The organism is Sandaracinobacteroides sp. A072, from assembly GCF_052616365.1.
The window spans coordinates 114,486-129,099 of record NZ_JBQXGU010000001.1; the positions used below are offsets into that span (position 1 = coordinate 114,486).

The following is a 14,614-nucleotide window of genomic DNA, read 5'->3' on the forward strand; positions in this document are numbered from 1 at the left end:
CCCCGGGCCATGGCGGACGGGTGGCATGATGTTCTGGGCGGTGAGGCCTTTTCCCCCCTGGGGGAAAGGCCGCTGCTGCTGCATGATGCGAACACGTCGCCCGCCGGGGCATTGCCCGCCGGACCGCCGCCGCATGCGGTGACGGTTGCGGTGGATCGTGCCGGCACGCTTCCGCCGCTCGACCCCGACTGGTTCGACGCCTTTGTCACCACATGCCCGGATGCGCCCGCCCCCTGGGTCAGTGTCGCGGCTTCGCGTCTCGATGCGCAGCTTGCTGCCGTGCGCGCCACGGTGGCGCGGGCGCCCATTGCAAGCGCCACGCTGGCGCGGGTTCTGCGGATCGGCGCGCGGCTGGATTTTGAGGATGCGCTCGATCTCGAATCGCTCGCCTATTCGACCCTGCTGGGCGGGGGGGAATTCGCCCGCCGGCTGGCCGCGCGCGCTGTGGCGCCGGGCGCCGGCAGCGCCGCGCCGGCCGTCCGCTACGAGCGGGCCGGCGACAGGGTGACGCTCACCCTGTCCTCGCCGGGCAACCGCAACGCCATGACGGCAGCGATGCGCGACGCCCTGTGGGAGGCGCTTGCCAATGTCCTCGACGATCCCACGCGGCCATCGCTGCTGCTGTGCGCCGAGGGCAAATGCTTCTCGACCGGCGGTCACCTGCCCGAATTCGGCACGGCGCGCGATCTGGCGCTTGCCCATGCCGTGCGCAGCCAGCGCAGCCCGGCGCGGCTGCTGCACCGGCTGGGCGCGCGGGCGACGGTCATGCTGCATGGCGCGTGCATCGGTTCGGGCATCGAGGTGCCGGCCGCTGCCGCACGGCGGATCGGCGCGCCCGACACCATCATCCAGCTGCCCGAACTGGCCATGGGCCTCATCCCCGGCGCTGGCGGCACGGCAAGCCTTGCGCGGGCGATCGGGCGGCACCGGCTGATGTGGCTGGCGCTTGGCGGTTTCCGGCTGGGCGCGCCGACGGCGCTGGCGTGGCGCCTGCTGCACGAAATCCGGCCATGATCGCCCGCCTGCACGAATTTCTGGCCGCGCGTCTGGCCGGGCTGGGGCTGTCGCCTTCGGCCCTTCTGGCGCGCGACATGCCCGGCCCGGCGCAGCCGCCGGGGCGGGTTTCGGCCAATGGCGCCTGCCACCTGCTCCGGGCGCGCGATGGCTGGGTGGCGCTCAACCTTGCGCGGGAAGAAGACCGGGCGCTCGTGCCCGTGCTGACGGGCGGAGACGGCGAGGGCATGGACGATCTGGCGCGCGTCGTCGCGGCGGACGGAGCGGCCGCCTTCCGCGACAGGGCGGCGGAATTGCAGATGCCGGTGGCGCTGGTGGGGGAAAGCCGCCCGCAGCCGCTGGCCGAACCGGTCGGCCATGCGGTTCCGGCCCGGGTGGTGGACCTGTCGGCCCTGTGGGCCGGGCCGTTGTGCGCCGGGCTGCTGGCGCGGGCGGGCGCGCATGTGGTGCGGATCGAAAGCCTGGGCAGGCCCGATCCCACGCCCCTATCCTCGCCCCGGCTCGATTCCTTTCTGAACGCCGGAAAGGCATGTCTGCCGCTCGACCTGCGGACAGGCGCGGGGCGGATGGCCCTTTCCGAAGAGCTTGCGCGGGCCGATCTGGTCGTCACCAGCGCGCGGCCGGCCGCCCTTGCCCGGCTGGGGCTGGAGCCGTCGCGCTTTCCGCATCTCGGCTGGGTGGCGATCACGGCGCATGGCTTCAGCGGTGACGGGGCCGGGCGGGTTGGTTTCGGGGATGATTGCGCGGCTGCCGGCGGCCTGCTGCGCTGGCATGATGGCGCGCCGCACTTTCTGGGCGATGCGCTGGCCGATCCGCTCACAGGGCTCGAAGCAGCGCTTACGGTTCTGTCCGGGCGGCGCGGCCTTGTCGACATGGCGATGGCGCGGGTTGCCGCTGCCTATGCGCGGGAACTGGCATGCGCCTGCTGATCCGCAATGTGCATCCCTGGGGCGGCGCGGCCGCCGATCTGCTGCCGGAGGGCAGCAAGGCGATGGATGTGCTGCCGGAGGGCAGCAAGGCGATGGATGTGCTGCTGGAGGGCGGGCGCATCGCCGCCGCCGGGCCGCGATTGCCGCGCGGCGCGCCCGAGCTGGACGGCGGCGGCGGCCTGCTGCTGCCGGGCCTGCACGATCATCACCTGCATATCCTCGCGCTGGCGGCGCGGCGGCAGTCTGTCAGCCTTGCCGGGCTGCTGGACGAAGGCGCCATCATCGCCGCACTTGCGGCCGCGCCCCCCGGCCCATGGGTGCGCGCGGTCGATTATGACGAACGCGCTGCCGGCCTGCCGGATGCGGCCACGCTCGACCGCTGGCTGCCCGGCCGGCCACTGCGGCTTCAGGATCGCACCGGCGCGCTCAGGGTGCTCAATTCCGCCGCCTTGGCGCAGCTTGCGGGCATGGCACTGCCGCCCGGCGCGGAGCGCGATTCCGATGGGTGCCCGACGGGGCGCTTCTGGCGCGAGGACCGCTGGCTGGGCGCAGCCCTGCCGCAGGCGCTGCCCGATCTGGCCGCGCTTGGCGCCGAGCTTGCGGGGCTGGGGCTATGCGCGCTCACTGACGCCACGGCCCACAACGGGCCGGCCGAAGCGGCGATTCTGGCCGGCGCGATGCCGCAGCGGCTGGTGCTGATGGGCAGCGAGGCGCTGCTGGCGGGCACGGGCTACAGCCTGGGGCCGCTGAAGCTGCTGATCGACGAGCGCGACCCGCCCGCGCTTGAACAGCTGGCCGAGCGGATCGGGGCCGCGCGCCGTCTTGGCCGGGCGGTCGCCGCCCATTGCGTGACCGAAGCGGAACTGGCGCTTTATCTTGCCGCGCTCGCCATGGCGGGTGGCCCCCGGCGCGGCGACAGGATCGAGCATGGCGGCATGATCCCGCCCGCCTTCGTGCCGGTGATTGCCGATGCCGGGCTGGCTGTCGTGACCAACCCCGCCTTCATCCATGACCGTGGCGAACGCTATCGCGCCACGGTGCCGCCCGAACAGTGGGGCGCGCTCTACCCCGCCGCCAGCCTCGCGCGGGCGGGCATTGCGCTCGCGGCCGGTTCGGATGCGCCCTATGCCTCGGTCGATCCGTGGCGCGGCATCCGCGCCGCACGCGACCGGCGGACAGCGGGCGGCGCGCTGCTGGGTGAAGGCGAGCGGCTCGATGCACTGTCGGCGTTGCGGCTCTATTGCGCCGGCAGGATCGAGAAGGGCCAGCCCGCCGACCTCATCCTGCTGGACGGCACGCTTGACGATGTGTTGGATGACCCCTGCGCCGACCGGGTGCGGGCGACCATCATCGGCGGCCGCCCAGTCTTCGGGCGCTGATCCTTCAGGCGCGGTTGAGAAGCATCGCCCCGGCGATGAAGCCGCCGCCCATGCCGCAGACAGCGGTTCTGGCGTCTTCCACCTGCCGGCCATCGGCCTGCCCCCAGAGCTGAAGGCAGGCTTCGTGCAGCAGGCCGAAGCCGTGCAGCCGCCCGCCCGAAAGCTGGCCGCCGCCGGTGTTGGTGGGGAAGCGCCCGCCCGGCCCGATATTGCCTTCGGCGATGAAGTCCTTGGCTTCGCCGTGGCCACAGAAGCCAAGCGCTTCCAGCCACAGGGGCACGAAGATGGAAAAGCCGTCGTAGAGCGCCAGCACATCGACATCGCCCGGCCTGAAATCCGTGCGCGCCCACAGATCGGCCCCGGCGTCATGGGCGCCCATGGTGGTGAGGTCGGCGCGCTGGTCCCATGTTTCCTGCGAGCGCAGGCCCGAACCCATGGCCTCGATGCTGAGCGGCGGCAGGCGGCAGTCGCGCGCGGCGTCCGGCGCGGAGACGATGACGACGGCAGCCCCGTCTATGGGGATGTCGCAGTCGAACAGGCCAAGCGGCGTGGAAATCATGCGCGCGGCCAGATAATCGTCCATCTCCAGTGGCTTGCGTATCACCGCCGTGGGGTTCTGCTGGGCAAAGCGGCGCTGGCCCGTTGCCACCATGCCGAGATGTTCACGTGTCATGCCGAATTCGTGGAAATAGCGCGTCGCCATCCAGCCGGCCCAGTTGGAAGCCGACATCGCCCCCACCGGCACCAGCCAGCTGAGCCAGCCGCCCATGCGCGCCTTGCCGGCCCCGGAAATGCTGGCCCGCCGGGTTGCATCCTGCGACGAGCTTTCGGTGAGTGCGCGGAAGCAGAGCACATGGCGGGCCTGGCCGGTCATCACCGCCATGGCCGCCACCATGATCGGCGCCATCTGCGCCGGGCCATCGGGCACGGCGCTGTGCCAGCGAGTCTTCAGGCCAAGGGCGTTGCGCACTTCGCCCGTTCCAAGCGGGGACATGCCGGGCGTATTGTCGGCCTTGCCCGGATAGGTGGCGATTCCGTCTATGTCGTCGCGGCTCAGCCCGGCGCAGCGCAGGGCGCGTTCCGCGGCTTCGGCCAGGTGCAGAATGGCCGGGCGGCCGGTGTTGCGCCCGATGTCCGACATGCCGACGCCGGTGATGGCGGCCTTGCCCATGCTCATCGTGCGCTTCCTTCGGCAAGCGGGCGCCACAGCGGCAGCCATACGTCCCCGGCCGGGGTGAAGCCGATCGCCATGCGCTGGCCGATGCACAGGCTTTCCGGGTCGGGGCAGTCGACAGGGGCTGTCACGCGGACGCCGTCCGCGCCATCCACGTCCACCACGGCAAGCGCGAAGGGCACCTGCATGTCCGGTGTCCAGGGCTGGTGGTTCACGGTGAAGCTGTAGACCGTGCCGGTGCCCGGCATGGCGCGGGCGGCCACATCCCGCGAGAGGCAGGCCGGGCACAGAAGCTGGGGCGGGTGTATGGCTTTTGCGCAGGCATTGCAGATTGCGATCATCAGCTCGCCCCGCTCGCCACCGGTCCAGAAGGCGGTGTTCTCAGGGGTCAGTTCGGGCAGGGGTTGCAAGGGCGGCATCTCCGACACGGCCGCAGGGGCCTCATTATTGACATAATGTCAATTCCGCTGGGCGGGAGCAAGCAGTTCTTGCTTGAAAGATATATAACCTGGTTTACCATGATGAAAAATCAGGAAGAGGACAGACATGGCGACGCACGATCAGGACCCCTATGCCTTCAAGCCGGAGGATGACTGCTATCACCAGCTGTCCGACGACCCTTATGAAACCGAGACGAACTGGTGGTCCTGGAACGTGCCGGAACGCGGTATCGGCGGCTGGATCCACACCCCCTATTACCCAAATCGCAAGACCGTCACCTGGCGGATCTTCGTGTGGGACAGGCATGGCTATGACCCGGCCCGCATGGCCTATTACAAGAAGGTGGAAGAAGCGCCGATGCCGGACAATCCGGACCTGCGCGACATCACCTACCCCAATGGCGGCTACAGCCTGAAGATGCTGGAGCCGGGGATGAAATATCACCTGGCCTATGCGGATCCGGAGCGCGACTTCGCACTGGATTTCATCTTCACCGGCGCGCATCCGCCGCGCCGCTTCGAGCCGGGCGAGCCGCCCTTCATCAACACGCCCCACTATGACCAGCTGGGCAAGGTGGAAGGGCGCATGCGCCTCAATGGCGAGGATATCCGCCTTGATTGCTGGAGCGTGCGCGACCGCACCTGGGGCCCGCGCGGCGGGCCTTATGCCCAGAGCCGCAAGCAGAGCTATGCCACCGATCTCGACCGCGTGCGCGAGCCGGGCGGCGCCCGCTGGCGCGAGATCGAGCGCGAGCGCGGCCGCGGGCGCATCCAGTACATCTTCGGCCATGCCGATGGCGAAAGCGGCTTCCTGGGCTTCGTGCGCTCGCAGGAAGGAACCGCCGACGGCTGGAGCCCGATGAACGGCGGCTACCTGCTGCGCGATGGCGTCTATGGCAGCATCGACGGCAAGAAGAGCCGCATGCGCGCCTTCCGCAACCCCGAAACCGGCTGGTGCAGCCACATGCAGGTGGAACTTGTGGACCAACTGGGCCGCGAGATGGCCGCCGAGGGCTTCGCCGTAAGCCGCATGAGCGAAGCCGGCTATGGCACCAACCAGCTGATGCGCTGGGACTATGACGGCAAGATCGGCTGGGGCGAGGACCAGGACATCTGGCATCCCCGCCACTTCCAGCGCATGCTGCACGCCCTCAAGGCCTGGAAGTGACGCTCCTTCCGGGTGCCCGCCCCGGTAGGGCGAAGGCCACGGCCGTGGCGCCCGCAGTCAGGACAAGGATCGTGACGACGGCCATCTGGTAGGCGAAGGGCGATGGATAGCTTTCCCCCGCGCGGGTGAGGCTGTCCATCGCCAGCACCGTCGTCACGACCTGCGAGCCGACGCCCATGAACAGGGCGCGGATGACCCCCAGCATGCCGATGACCTCGCTGGTGCGTTCCGGCGGAGCGGATGCCGCGATGATCGTGGGCGCAACGGCGAACAGCATCGTCGTGCCGAAGGAAATCACGATCAGCTCGACGATGACGATGGTGACCGTGCTGGCATCGACCAGCACCATCGCCCAGCCGGCCATGGTGACGACACCGCCCATGATCATGGCGAAGCGCCCGCCGCCACGCCCTGTCAGCCAGCCGCTGAGCGGCCCGGCCAGGACCGAGGTGAGGTTCGAGGGCAGCTTCACCAGCCCGGCAGCCGTGGCAGTGAGGCCGAGGCCGGCGATGGTCCAGGCAGGGGCCTGCATGAGCAGCGAAAAGAAGACCGCGATCTGCAGCGTGCCCATGGCGACGAGCGCGCTGGCGATGGAGACCACGGCGATCGGCCGGTTCAGCAGGGTGCGCACATCGATCAGCGGGTTGGCGCTGGCTAGCGCCCGGCGCCACCACCACAGGCACAGCACTATGCCGCCCGCCAGCAGCGCCAGCGCGGCAGGGCTTGCCCAGCCCCATGCCTTGCCGCCTGTCATGTAGAGAAGGATGAGCGTGACGCCAGGCGCGAACACGATGCCCGAAAGCCAGTCCACCGGGGCGGAGCCCGGTTGTGCGCGCGAGGCCGGCACCAGCCAGCGCACGAGGATGAAGGAAATGAGGCAGAGCGAGGCGCTGGCGAGGAAGATGCCGGGCCAGCTGAAATTGTCGACGATGAGGCCGCCCGCGATCAGCCCGGCCGCCGTGCCGATGGAGGCGCCGGAAATCATCAGGCCGATTCCGGCCGGCACCCGGTCTTCCGGCAGATTTTCGCGCACAAGGCCGATGCACAGCGGCAATATGGTGGCGGTGACGCCCTGCAGGATGCGACCGGCAAGCACCAGTTCGTAGCGGGATGTCGCCGCGCTCAGCAGCGAGCCGAGGCCGCCGATCACCAGCACGATCAGCAGAACCCGCTGCCGCCCGTAAATGTCCCCCAGGCGGCCGACCACGGCGGAGGCCGCTGCGCCGACGATGAGAAAGGCCGTGACCAGCCAGCCCACCGAGGCCGCATCCCCGAACTGCGCGATCAGCACCTTGAGCGCGGCGAGGATCATCGCGCTTTCGAAGGAACTGGTCATTTCGGCGACCCACAGGGCTGCCAGCAGCGCCCAGGGCATGGGGCGCGTGGCGCCTGCGCTGCTGCTCAACGGCTGTTCCCCGCAATGGTGCGTGCGCCTTCGGGCACACCCGAACGGGACGCGCGCACCTCGACGAGGTCGATGCTCACGTCGCGCGGCAAGGACAGCATGGCGACAAGCGCCTCGGCCATGGAGGCCGGCGTTGCCGGGGTTCCGCTCATGGCGGCATGGCCGGTCTCGACGATCTTGCGGAAGAAGGCGTCCCGCGCTTCGGCTGGCCATTCGGCGCTGCCGCTGCCCCCCGATACGGAGCCGGAGCGCAGGATTCCGACGCGGATTCCGTCTTCGCGCAGTTCGTCGCGCAGGCCCGCCGACAGCGTCTCCACCGCGGCCTTGGTGGCGGCATAAAGGGCAAGCATCGGGAAGGGCATGCGCACGCTTTCGCTGGTGATGCTGATCACCTGCCCCTGCGATTTCCGGAGGTGCGGGATCGCCGCCCGCGTCAGCCATGAAACGCCCAGGATGTTCACATCCACATGGCGGCGGATGATGGCGTCGCTGCCATGTTCGAAGGCAAAGGGCTGGAAGATGGCGGCATTGTTCACCAGCACGTCGATCCGGCCGAAACGGGCCGCCGCCTGCGTGACGGCGGCATTCACCGCATCGGGGGAGGAAACATCGCAGCCGATCGCCAGCACGGCTTCGCCATGTTCGGCCGCCAGCGTATCAAGTTCGGCCGATGGCCTTGCCAGCGCCGCCACCCGCATGCCGGCGCGCACGAGGGCCGATACGAAGTGCCGTCCCATGCCCTTTGACGCGCCACTGACAAGGGCGACCCTGCCTGCAAGCTGTTCCATGCAATCCCTCTCCCGGTGGCGGCCCCGGACCGCGCCTCTCTCTGCTATTGACGCTATGTCAGTTTCTTGCACTCATGCAAGCATTGGTCGAAAGGGGCAAGCATGAGTGCACAGCCTGACAGCCCGAAGACACGGCCCCCGGCCTCCACCACGCGGGGAAACCGTGCGGGCTACAATCATTACGGGCAGAAGATCGGCTCCAAGGGGGAGCGCACGCGAAGGCTGCTGATCGACACGACGGTCGGGCTGCTGGCCAGCAAGGGGCTGCGCGATGTGTCGGTGATGGATGTGGCGCGGGCCGCCAGCACTTCGCCGGCGACTTTCTATGTCTATTTCCGCGACGTGCCCGAAGTGGTGCTGGCGGCGCTGCAGGGCGCATCGCAGACATCGCCCGAACTGGAAGCGATGCTGGCGCGTGACTGGATGGCGCCCGGCGCTGGCGTGGCCGCTGCCGATTTCGTCGAGGCCTATACGGCGCTCTGGAACCGCAACCGCACCATTTTCAGCGTGCGCAACCTGGCTGCCGAAGAAGGCGATATGCGTTTCTATCAGGCGCGGATGGAGGCGGCCGGCCCGATGATGGAAGCGCTGACGGCAGCCGTGGCCCGGGCGCAGGCGGCGGGCCGGGTTCCGGCCGGGCTGGCGCCCCGATCCTGCGCCGGCACGCTGCTGATGCTGCTGGAGCGGCTTTCGGCTGTCGGCCCGATGACAGCCGAAGGCGATGGCCTGGGCTATGCGCAGCTCAAGGCTGCCGCTGCCCACAGCATCGCCGCCATGCTGGGCGCAGCCGCCTGAACATCAGGCAGCGGTGGCTTCGGCGATCATCGCCTGCAGGTCCAGAACGCCTGTTGCAAGGCCGCCGGAAAGCCCGGCATCGACCGGCAGGCACACCCCGGAAATGAAGCTGGCTGCATCGCTGTTCAGAAGGATGAGCGGCAGCGCCTGTTCTTCGGGCGTCGAGAAGCGGCCCTTGGCCCTGGCGAAGGCGCCAAGCACGGCATCGCCCGCCACCTGACGGAAATCCTTCAGCATCGGCGTGTCGATGGGGCTTGGCATGGTGCTGTTGATGCGGATGCCGCGCGCCATCAGGCCCGGGGCTTCGCGCATGGTCCAGCTGTTGATGGCTTCCTTCGACAGCGTGTAGGGGTCACCCGCGCGTTCGGCGTTCGCCCGATACCATGCCCGGCCCGATGCAATGTCCGGGTTGGCCATGAATTCCTGCATCAGATCCTGCCGTGCAAGGTGCTTCATGCCGCCCAGAGACGATACGGTGACGATTCCGGCGCCTTCGCGCAGGCGCGGCAGCCACAGCTGCGTCCAGTGGCGCATGCCCAGGAAATTCACCGTGACGACATCCTCGGCCGGGAATGTCTGCGGCAGGCCCGAGATGTTGAACATAGCGTCGGCTTCGCCGCCGATCGCTTCGAACCCGGCCGCGATGCTGGCCGCATCGAGCAGGTCGACGGTGGTGAAGGAGGCAAGGCCCGCAACCGGCGAAGGCCTGACATCGGCGCCATGCACTTCGGCGCCGAGCGCAACCAGCGCACGCGCGCAGGCTTCGCCGGTGCCAGAATGGCAGCCCATCACGACAACGCGTTTTCCACGATACCCAAGGATGTCGGCGCCCATGGCCTTCAATCTCCCCTTTTTTCTCATCCTGCGACCTGGTTGACTAAGTGTCAATTCTGAAACTGGCCATCCGCCCCCCATCGCATCGCGCCATCGTGCGAAACGGGGCCATGTCTTGCCGACCCGAATACATTCCTGTATTCAGATACACATGCGTATCCAACGCTCGAATCGCAAGGAAAGCCAGGCCCGCACGCGGGAACGTCTCCTGCATGCCGCGCGTGCCGAATTTGCACGGCGCGGCATTGCCGCCGCCTCCATAGACCGGATCAGCGAAACCGCCGGATTCTCGCGCGGGGCCTTCTATGCCAATTACGCGGGCAAGCATGACCTGCTGCTCGAACTGCTGGGCCGCCACCAGGAAGATGAAATCGCCCAGTGGGAGGCGCTGCTGGATGAAGCAGGCTCCCTCGATCAGGCGCTGCCGGCGCTGCGCGAGCGCTTCGACGCCTTTGCCCGCAACGCCGATGATTTCCTGTTCTCGAACGAATTGCAGATAGAGGCGCTGCGCAACCCGGCCTTCGCGGAACGCTACCGGGATTTCGCCCGCGCCACGGCCGCCAGCACGCGCCGGCTTGGCGCGGCCTTCATCGCCCGCGCGGGCGGCAGCCTTGTCTCGGCCGACATGCTCGGCAAGGCGCTGCAGTCCTTCAGCCAGCAGCTGATCGCTGAAGAAAAGCTCGGCCTTGGCGATCCGGGCCAGTCGCCGGGCGCGCGCATGGTTTCCATCATCGTCGAACTTCTGGGAGCAGGGCCGGTGCCGCCGGATGGGGCGTCGCGGCCAGGAGAGGAGCAACATTCATGACCAGCCAGACTGCATCGCCGCCAGCCGGAAGGCCCGCCCATGTGCCCGAAGATCGTGTCATCGATTTCGATCTCTACGCTTTCCCGATCGAGGGGCTGGAATATCAGCGCTCCATGCGGGACATCTTCCTGTCGAACCCCGCCGATGTGCTCTGGACCCCGCGCAACGGCGGCCACTGGATCGTGAAGACCCATGCCGATGTCGCCAAGGTTCTGGCGGACACGGAGCATTTCTCGTCACGGCGGATCGTGGTGACGGATGAGGACGTCGCCGGACGCCCGCCGCTGGTGCCGCTCCAGCTCGATCCGCCAGCCCATGCGCCCTATCGCGCCCTGCTGCAGCAGGCCCTGTCACCCAAGGCCGTCGGCAAGCTGGGCGAACGTGCGCGTGCGCTGTCGATCGAGCTGATCGAGGGGTTCAGGGCGGATGGCCACTGCGAGTTCATAAGCCAGTTCGCCCAGCATCTGCCGATCGCAATCTTCATGGAAATCGTCGGCCTGCCGGCGGAAGACCGGCCCTATCTGACCAGTGTTTCCGAAACCGTGATGCGCGGCGAGACCGAGGCCGAGCGCAACGAGGCCGGCGGCAAGCTCATGGCCTATGGCGTCGGCAAGGTGATGGAGCGGCGCGCCAATCCCGGCGACGACCTGATCAGCAGGATCGCGACGGCCGAAGTCGATGGCAAGCCGATCGATGATTTCACGCTGACCGGCATGGTGATGCTGCTGCTGCTGGGCGGCCTCGACACCGTTGCCTCGACGCTCGGCTTCTATGCCCAGTTCCTGGCGACCCACCCCGAACATCGCCGCCAGCTGGTCGAGAACCCCGATCTCATTTCCAACGCCAACGAGGAGCTGCTGCGCCGTTTCCCCATCGCCATCCTCGCGCGCGAGGTTCGGGCCGATGTCGCCATGGGCGGCGTGATGATGAAGGCCGGGGACATGGTGATGGTGCCGACCCCGATGGACGGCCTGGACGAGCACAAGTTCGCCGAGCCGCTGCGGGTCGACTTCAACCGCGACAAGCCCGGCGCCAATTCCACCTTCGGCGGCGGCGTGCATCGTTGCGTCGGCTCCATGTTGGCCCGCACCGAGCTTCGCATCTTCCTCGAGGAATGGCTGAAGCGGATCCCGGATTTCGCGATCCGGCCGGGCAGCAGCCCGAAGGTGAGCGCGCGGTCCGTCGCCACCATCACCAGCCTCGAACTGGTGTGGGACGTGAAATGAGCGCGCCCGCAACACGAACGCCCGGATCACGCCGTTACGTCTGCTTCTTCTGCGGCCATGTCTATGACGAGGCGTTGGGAAGCCCCGAGGACGGAATCCCGCCGGGCACGCTGTGGGAGGATGTGCCCGAGGATTGGGTGTGCCCCGAATGCGCCTCCGGCAAGGCCGATTTCGCGCTGGAGGAAGACGACTGACAGCCACCCCTGTCATCGCCCGCATGTGAAAGGGGCGGCGCGGATAGTCCCGCGCCGCCCCTTCGCATGTCTTGCCGGGACTGGCTGGCGCGCGGTCAGTTCCGCATCACCCAGCCGCCGTCGATGTTCAGCACCTGGCCCGTCATCCAGCGACCGGCATCGCTGACCAGCAGCAGCAGCGCGCCACACAGGGCATCGGGCGTGTCGCGAAGCTGGATCGGCGTCTTTCCGGAAAGCGCCTGCACCAGCGGGCTGTCATCCGGGGTCAGCGCAAGGCCGGCATCGGTCTTGGTCATGCCCGGGCCAATGGCGTTCACGCGGATGCCCTGCCTGCCCAGTTCGGTCGCCAGCGTGGTGGTCGCCCCGTGCAGCGCGATCTTGGTGACGCCATAATAGGATTGCGCCGGATAGGCCCCGGCGGACACCTGGTTGACGATGGCGCCGCCGCCGCGTTCGGCCATGAAGGGGGCAACCACCTGCGCACAGTTGATCGCGCCCCAGACGTTCACGGCCATGCCCTTGTCGAAGCGGGCGCGGTCAGTCTGCATCAGCGGCTTGTCGACGATTTCCACCATCAGGGCGGCGTTGTTGACGAGGATGTCGATGCCGCCGAACTGCGCCTTGGCAGAAGCCGCCATCGCCTCGACGGAGGCGGTGTCGGTGATGTCCACCTGGGCGGCAATCGCCTTGCCGCCGGCCGCCACGATCTCGTCGGCAACCGCCTTTGCGCCATCGCCGTTCAGATCGGCGACGACGACGCTGGCGCCGGCGTTGGCAAGCGCGACCGCATAGGCCCGCCCGATGGAATTGCCGCGCCCGCCGGCGCCGGTGACGATCGCCACCTTGCCGTCGAGCCGGAAGCTGTCGTTGTTGAAATCGGCCATGCCTGCTGTCCTTACTTGGGGAAGATCGGCGCGCCGACCCCGATGGTTACGGTCTTGTAGTGCAGGAATTCGTCGATCCCGGCCTTGCCGCCTTCCTTGCCGAAGCCGGAAATGCCGACCCCGCCGAAGGGCGTGTGCGAATTGATCTGGAGGCCGCCGTTCACATAGACGCCGCCGGCATGCAGCCGCTCGGCAATGCGGTGGACACGCTGGATGTCGTTGGACTGGATATAGGCGGCGAGGCCATATTCGCTGTTGTTGGCGATGGCCACGGCCTCGTCCTCGGTGTGGAATTTCATCACCGCGACCGCCGGGCCGAAGATCTCGACCTGGGCGATTTCATGATCGGGGTTCACATCCACCATGATCGTCGGCTCGATGAAATTGCCCTTGGCGAGGTCGCCGCCGGCGCGCTTGCCGCCCAGCAGGAACTTGCAGGCATTGTCGGCCGTGGCGCGGTCGAACATGCCGGTGATGCGCTCGACAGCTGCCGCGCTGATCACCGGGCCGACCATCACGCCCGGTTCCATCGGATCGCCAACTTTGAACAGCTTGGCGATCTCGACCATTTTCGCGACGAATTCATCATAGATGTCGGCATGGACCAGCTGGCGGGTGGGAAGGGCGCAGCCCTGGCCTGCAAGGATGCCGATGGTCCAGAAGACAGCCCGTTCGGCGGCCGCATCGATGTCGCAGTCGGGGAAGACGAGGCTGGCCGACTTGCCGCCCAGTTCCATCACGCTCGGCTTGATCTGCGCGGCCGCGGCCTCGAGGATCTTGCGTGCCGTGATCGGGCCGCCGGTGAAGCTGATCTTGCGCACGCGCGGGTGGCGGACAATCGCCTCGCCCGCCGCGCCGGTGCCGGGCAGGACGGACAGGACACCGTCGGGGATGCCGGCTTCCTTCGCGCATTCGGCAAACAGCTCCGGCGCGAAGGGGGTGATTTCGGCGGGCTTCAGGATCACGCAATTGCCGGCCGCCAGCGCCGGGCTGACCTTCATGCCCATGCCGATCAGCGGGCCGTTCCAGGTGTTGATGATGCCGACGATGCCGATCGGTTCCGGCACCGAGTAGGAAAACTCGCCGCGCGTGTCGAAGGTGCTCATCAGGTCGCCGGTGAGCTTGTCGCACCAGCCGGCGTAATAGCGGGTCCAGCTTGCGGCCGTTTCCACGCCACGCTCGCCCTGCATCAGCGGTGTGCCGCCATCAAGCGCTGCCATGCGGGCGAATTCGGCCTGCTTTTCCATCAGCAGTTCGGACAGCCTGTAGAGGATCGCGCCGCGCGCTTCCGGCGAGGTGCGGCGCCAGCCATCGCGGGCGGCTTCGGCCCTGGCGACGGCGGCCTCGACTTCCGCCGGGCCGGCCAGCGGGATTTCGGCCAGCGCCTCGCCGCTGACGGGGTGCACATGCGTGCGGGTTCCACCCGAGCCGCTGGTGCGCTTCTCATGGCCTATATGGAGGTGGACTGTGGGAACCCTGTCGTTCATCTCGTGATTCTCCGGCAAATTCTGTGCTGTTCGGATGGTGCGCGCGGGCGTCGGCGCCCGGCGCGCGTCAATGCGGCCTTGCTGTTTCCTGT

General features: G+C 68.2%; 15 protein-coding genes. 8 read left to right on the plus strand and 7 right to left on the minus strand.

Annotated elements, in window-relative coordinates; genetic code table 11:
* The first annotated feature begins 9 nt into the window (after positions 1-9).
* Genes ACUJ46_RS00555 through ACUJ46_RS00565 form a run of 3 tightly spaced genes read left to right on the plus strand, consistent with a single transcriptional unit; the run spans position 10 to position 3,322 of the window.
* A complete protein-coding gene (locus ACUJ46_RS00555) occupies positions 10-1,014 on the plus strand; it encodes an enoyl-CoA hydratase/isomerase family protein (RefSeq protein ID WP_445388510.1) in 1,005 nt (334 codons plus the stop codon).
* Positions 1,011-1,943: a CoA transferase gene (locus ACUJ46_RS00560; protein WP_445388511.1), complete on the plus strand. Its 933-nt coding sequence runs from the start codon at positions 1,011-1,013 to the stop codon at positions 1,941-1,943. Before ACUJ46_RS00555 ends, ACUJ46_RS00560 begins: the two co-directional genes overlap by 4 nt.
* The gene (locus ACUJ46_RS00565; protein ID WP_445388512.1) at positions 1,931-3,322 is read left to right on the plus strand and encodes an amidohydrolase family protein; all 1,392 of its coding nucleotides are present in this window, start codon (positions 1,931-1,933) and stop codon (positions 3,320-3,322) included. The genes ACUJ46_RS00560 and ACUJ46_RS00565 overlap by 13 nt, the downstream gene beginning before the upstream one ends.
* Positions 3,323-3,326: 4 nt before the next feature.
* Here ACUJ46_RS00565 and ACUJ46_RS00570 read toward each other — a convergent pair whose 3' ends face one another.
* Positions 3,327-4,499, minus strand: coding sequence for a thiolase C-terminal domain-containing protein (locus tag ACUJ46_RS00570; protein WP_445388513.1), 1,173 nt, complete (start codon positions 4,497-4,499; stop codon positions 3,327-3,329).
* Positions 4,496-4,906, minus strand: coding sequence for a Zn-ribbon domain-containing OB-fold protein (locus tag ACUJ46_RS00575; protein ID WP_445388514.1), 411 nt, complete (start codon positions 4,904-4,906; stop codon positions 4,496-4,498). Before ACUJ46_RS00575 ends, ACUJ46_RS00570 begins: the two co-directional genes overlap by 4 nt.
* A gap of 136 nt (positions 4,907-5,042) precedes the next feature.
* On the opposite strand from ACUJ46_RS00575, the gene ACUJ46_RS00580 reads away from it, so the two are divergent.
* Positions 5,043-6,104 (plus strand): DUF7065 domain-containing protein, encoded by a 1,062-nt coding sequence (locus tag ACUJ46_RS00580; protein ID WP_445388515.1) that lies wholly within the window; start codon positions 5,043-5,045, stop codon positions 6,102-6,104.
* On the opposite strand, the gene ACUJ46_RS00585 is transcribed toward ACUJ46_RS00580, so the two are convergent.
* Positions 6,088-7,509: an MFS transporter gene (locus ACUJ46_RS00585; RefSeq protein ID WP_445388516.1), complete on the minus strand. Its 1,422-nt coding sequence runs from the start codon at positions 7,507-7,509 to the stop codon at positions 6,088-6,090. The two genes, ACUJ46_RS00580 and ACUJ46_RS00585, sit on opposite strands and share 17 nt — an antisense overlap.
* Positions 7,506-8,297: an SDR family oxidoreductase gene (locus tag ACUJ46_RS00590; RefSeq protein WP_445388517.1), complete on the minus strand. Its 792-nt coding sequence runs from the start codon at positions 8,295-8,297 to the stop codon at positions 7,506-7,508. The genes ACUJ46_RS00585 and ACUJ46_RS00590 overlap by 4 nt, the downstream gene beginning before the upstream one ends.
* A gap of 102 nt (positions 8,298-8,399) precedes the next feature.
* Here ACUJ46_RS00590 and ACUJ46_RS00595 point away from each other — a divergent pair, with 102 nt between their 5' ends.
* The gene (locus tag ACUJ46_RS00595; RefSeq protein WP_445388518.1) at positions 8,400-9,092 is read left to right on the plus strand and encodes a TetR family transcriptional regulator; all 693 of its coding nucleotides are present in this window, start codon (positions 8,400-8,402) and stop codon (positions 9,090-9,092) included.
* A 3-nt stretch (positions 9,093-9,095) separates the two neighbouring features.
* Here the strand turns inward: ACUJ46_RS00595 and ACUJ46_RS00600 are convergent, their stop codons facing one another.
* Positions 9,096-9,926, minus strand: coding sequence for a coniferyl-alcohol dehydrogenase (locus tag ACUJ46_RS00600; RefSeq protein WP_445388519.1), 831 nt, complete (start codon positions 9,924-9,926; stop codon positions 9,096-9,098).
* 151 nt (positions 9,927-10,077) lie between these two features.
* Here ACUJ46_RS00600 and ACUJ46_RS00605 point away from each other — a divergent pair, with 151 nt between their 5' ends.
* From ACUJ46_RS00605 to ACUJ46_RS00615, 3 genes are read left to right on the plus strand one after another with little or no spacing between them, the layout of a single operon-like run.
* Entirely contained in the window at positions 10,078-10,731 is a 654-nt protein-coding gene (locus ACUJ46_RS00605; RefSeq protein ID WP_445388520.1) for a TetR/AcrR family transcriptional regulator, read from the plus strand.
* Complete coding sequence (locus ACUJ46_RS00610) at positions 10,728-11,957, plus strand: cytochrome P450 (RefSeq protein WP_445388521.1); 1,230 nt, start codon at positions 10,728-10,730, stop codon at positions 11,955-11,957. The genes ACUJ46_RS00605 and ACUJ46_RS00610 overlap by 4 nt, the downstream gene beginning before the upstream one ends.
* Positions 11,954-12,151 carry a rubredoxin gene (locus ACUJ46_RS00615; RefSeq protein WP_445388522.1) on the plus strand — a complete coding sequence of 66 codons (198 nt, stop codon included), beginning with the start codon at positions 11,954-11,956 and terminating at the stop codon, positions 12,149-12,151. Before ACUJ46_RS00610 ends, ACUJ46_RS00615 begins: the two co-directional genes overlap by 4 nt.
* Before the next feature lie 95 nt (positions 12,152-12,246).
* Here the strand turns inward: ACUJ46_RS00615 and ACUJ46_RS00620 are convergent, their stop codons facing one another.
* Together ACUJ46_RS00620 and ACUJ46_RS00625 are read right to left on the minus strand one after the other, a co-directional pair.
* Positions 12,247-13,035, minus strand: a complete 789-nt coding sequence (locus tag ACUJ46_RS00620) for an SDR family oxidoreductase (protein ID WP_445388523.1) — start codon at positions 13,033-13,035, stop codon at positions 12,247-12,249.
* Positions 13,036-13,046: 11 nt separating this feature from the next.
* Positions 13,047-14,522 (minus strand): aldehyde dehydrogenase family protein, encoded by a 1,476-nt coding sequence (locus tag ACUJ46_RS00625; RefSeq protein WP_445388524.1) that lies wholly within the window; start codon positions 14,520-14,522, stop codon positions 13,047-13,049.
* Positions 14,523-14,614 lie beyond the last annotated feature (92 nt).

Bases quoted from the DNA above. Each gene is read 5' to 3' on its own strand.
- ACUJ46_RS00555 (WP_445388510.1), top strand. From the start codon at position 10: ATGGCGGACGGGTGGCATGATGTTCTGGGCGGTGAGGCCTTTTCCCCC.
- ACUJ46_RS00580 (WP_445388515.1), top strand. From the start codon at position 5,043: ATGGCGACGCACGATCAGGACCCCTATGCCTTCAAGCCGGAGGATGAC.
- ACUJ46_RS00590 (WP_445388517.1), bottom strand. From the start codon at position 8,297: ATGGAACAGCTTGCAGGCAGGGTCGCCCTTGTCAGTGGCGCGTCAAAG.
- ACUJ46_RS00615 (WP_445388522.1), top strand. From the start codon at position 11,954: ATGAGCGCGCCCGCAACACGAACGCCCGGATCACGCCGTTACGTCTGC.
- ACUJ46_RS00620 (WP_445388523.1), bottom strand. From the start codon at position 13,035: ATGGCCGATTTCAACAACGACAGCTTCCGGCTCGACGGCAAGGTGGCG.
- ACUJ46_RS00570 (WP_445388513.1), bottom strand. From the start codon at position 4,499: ATGAGCATGGGCAAGGCCGCCATCACCGGCGTCGGCATGTCGGACATC.
- ACUJ46_RS00610 (WP_445388521.1), top strand. From the start codon at position 10,728: ATGACCAGCCAGACTGCATCGCCGCCAGCCGGAAGGCCCGCCCATGTG.
- ACUJ46_RS00595 (WP_445388518.1), top strand. From the start codon at position 8,400: ATGAGTGCACAGCCTGACAGCCCGAAGACACGGCCCCCGGCCTCCACC.
- ACUJ46_RS00560 (WP_445388511.1), top strand. From the start codon at position 1,011: ATGATCGCCCGCCTGCACGAATTTCTGGCCGCGCGTCTGGCCGGGCTG.
- ACUJ46_RS00605 (WP_445388520.1), top strand. From the start codon at position 10,078: ATGCGTATCCAACGCTCGAATCGCAAGGAAAGCCAGGCCCGCACGCGG.
- ACUJ46_RS00565 (WP_445388512.1), top strand. From the start codon at position 1,931: ATGCGCCTGCTGATCCGCAATGTGCATCCCTGGGGCGGCGCGGCCGCC.
- ACUJ46_RS00625 (WP_445388524.1), bottom strand. From the start codon at position 14,522: ATGAACGACAGGGTTCCCACAGTCCACCTCCATATAGGCCATGAGAAG.
- ACUJ46_RS00600 (WP_445388519.1), bottom strand. From the start codon at position 9,926: ATGGGCGCCGACATCCTTGGGTATCGTGGAAAACGCGTTGTCGTGATG.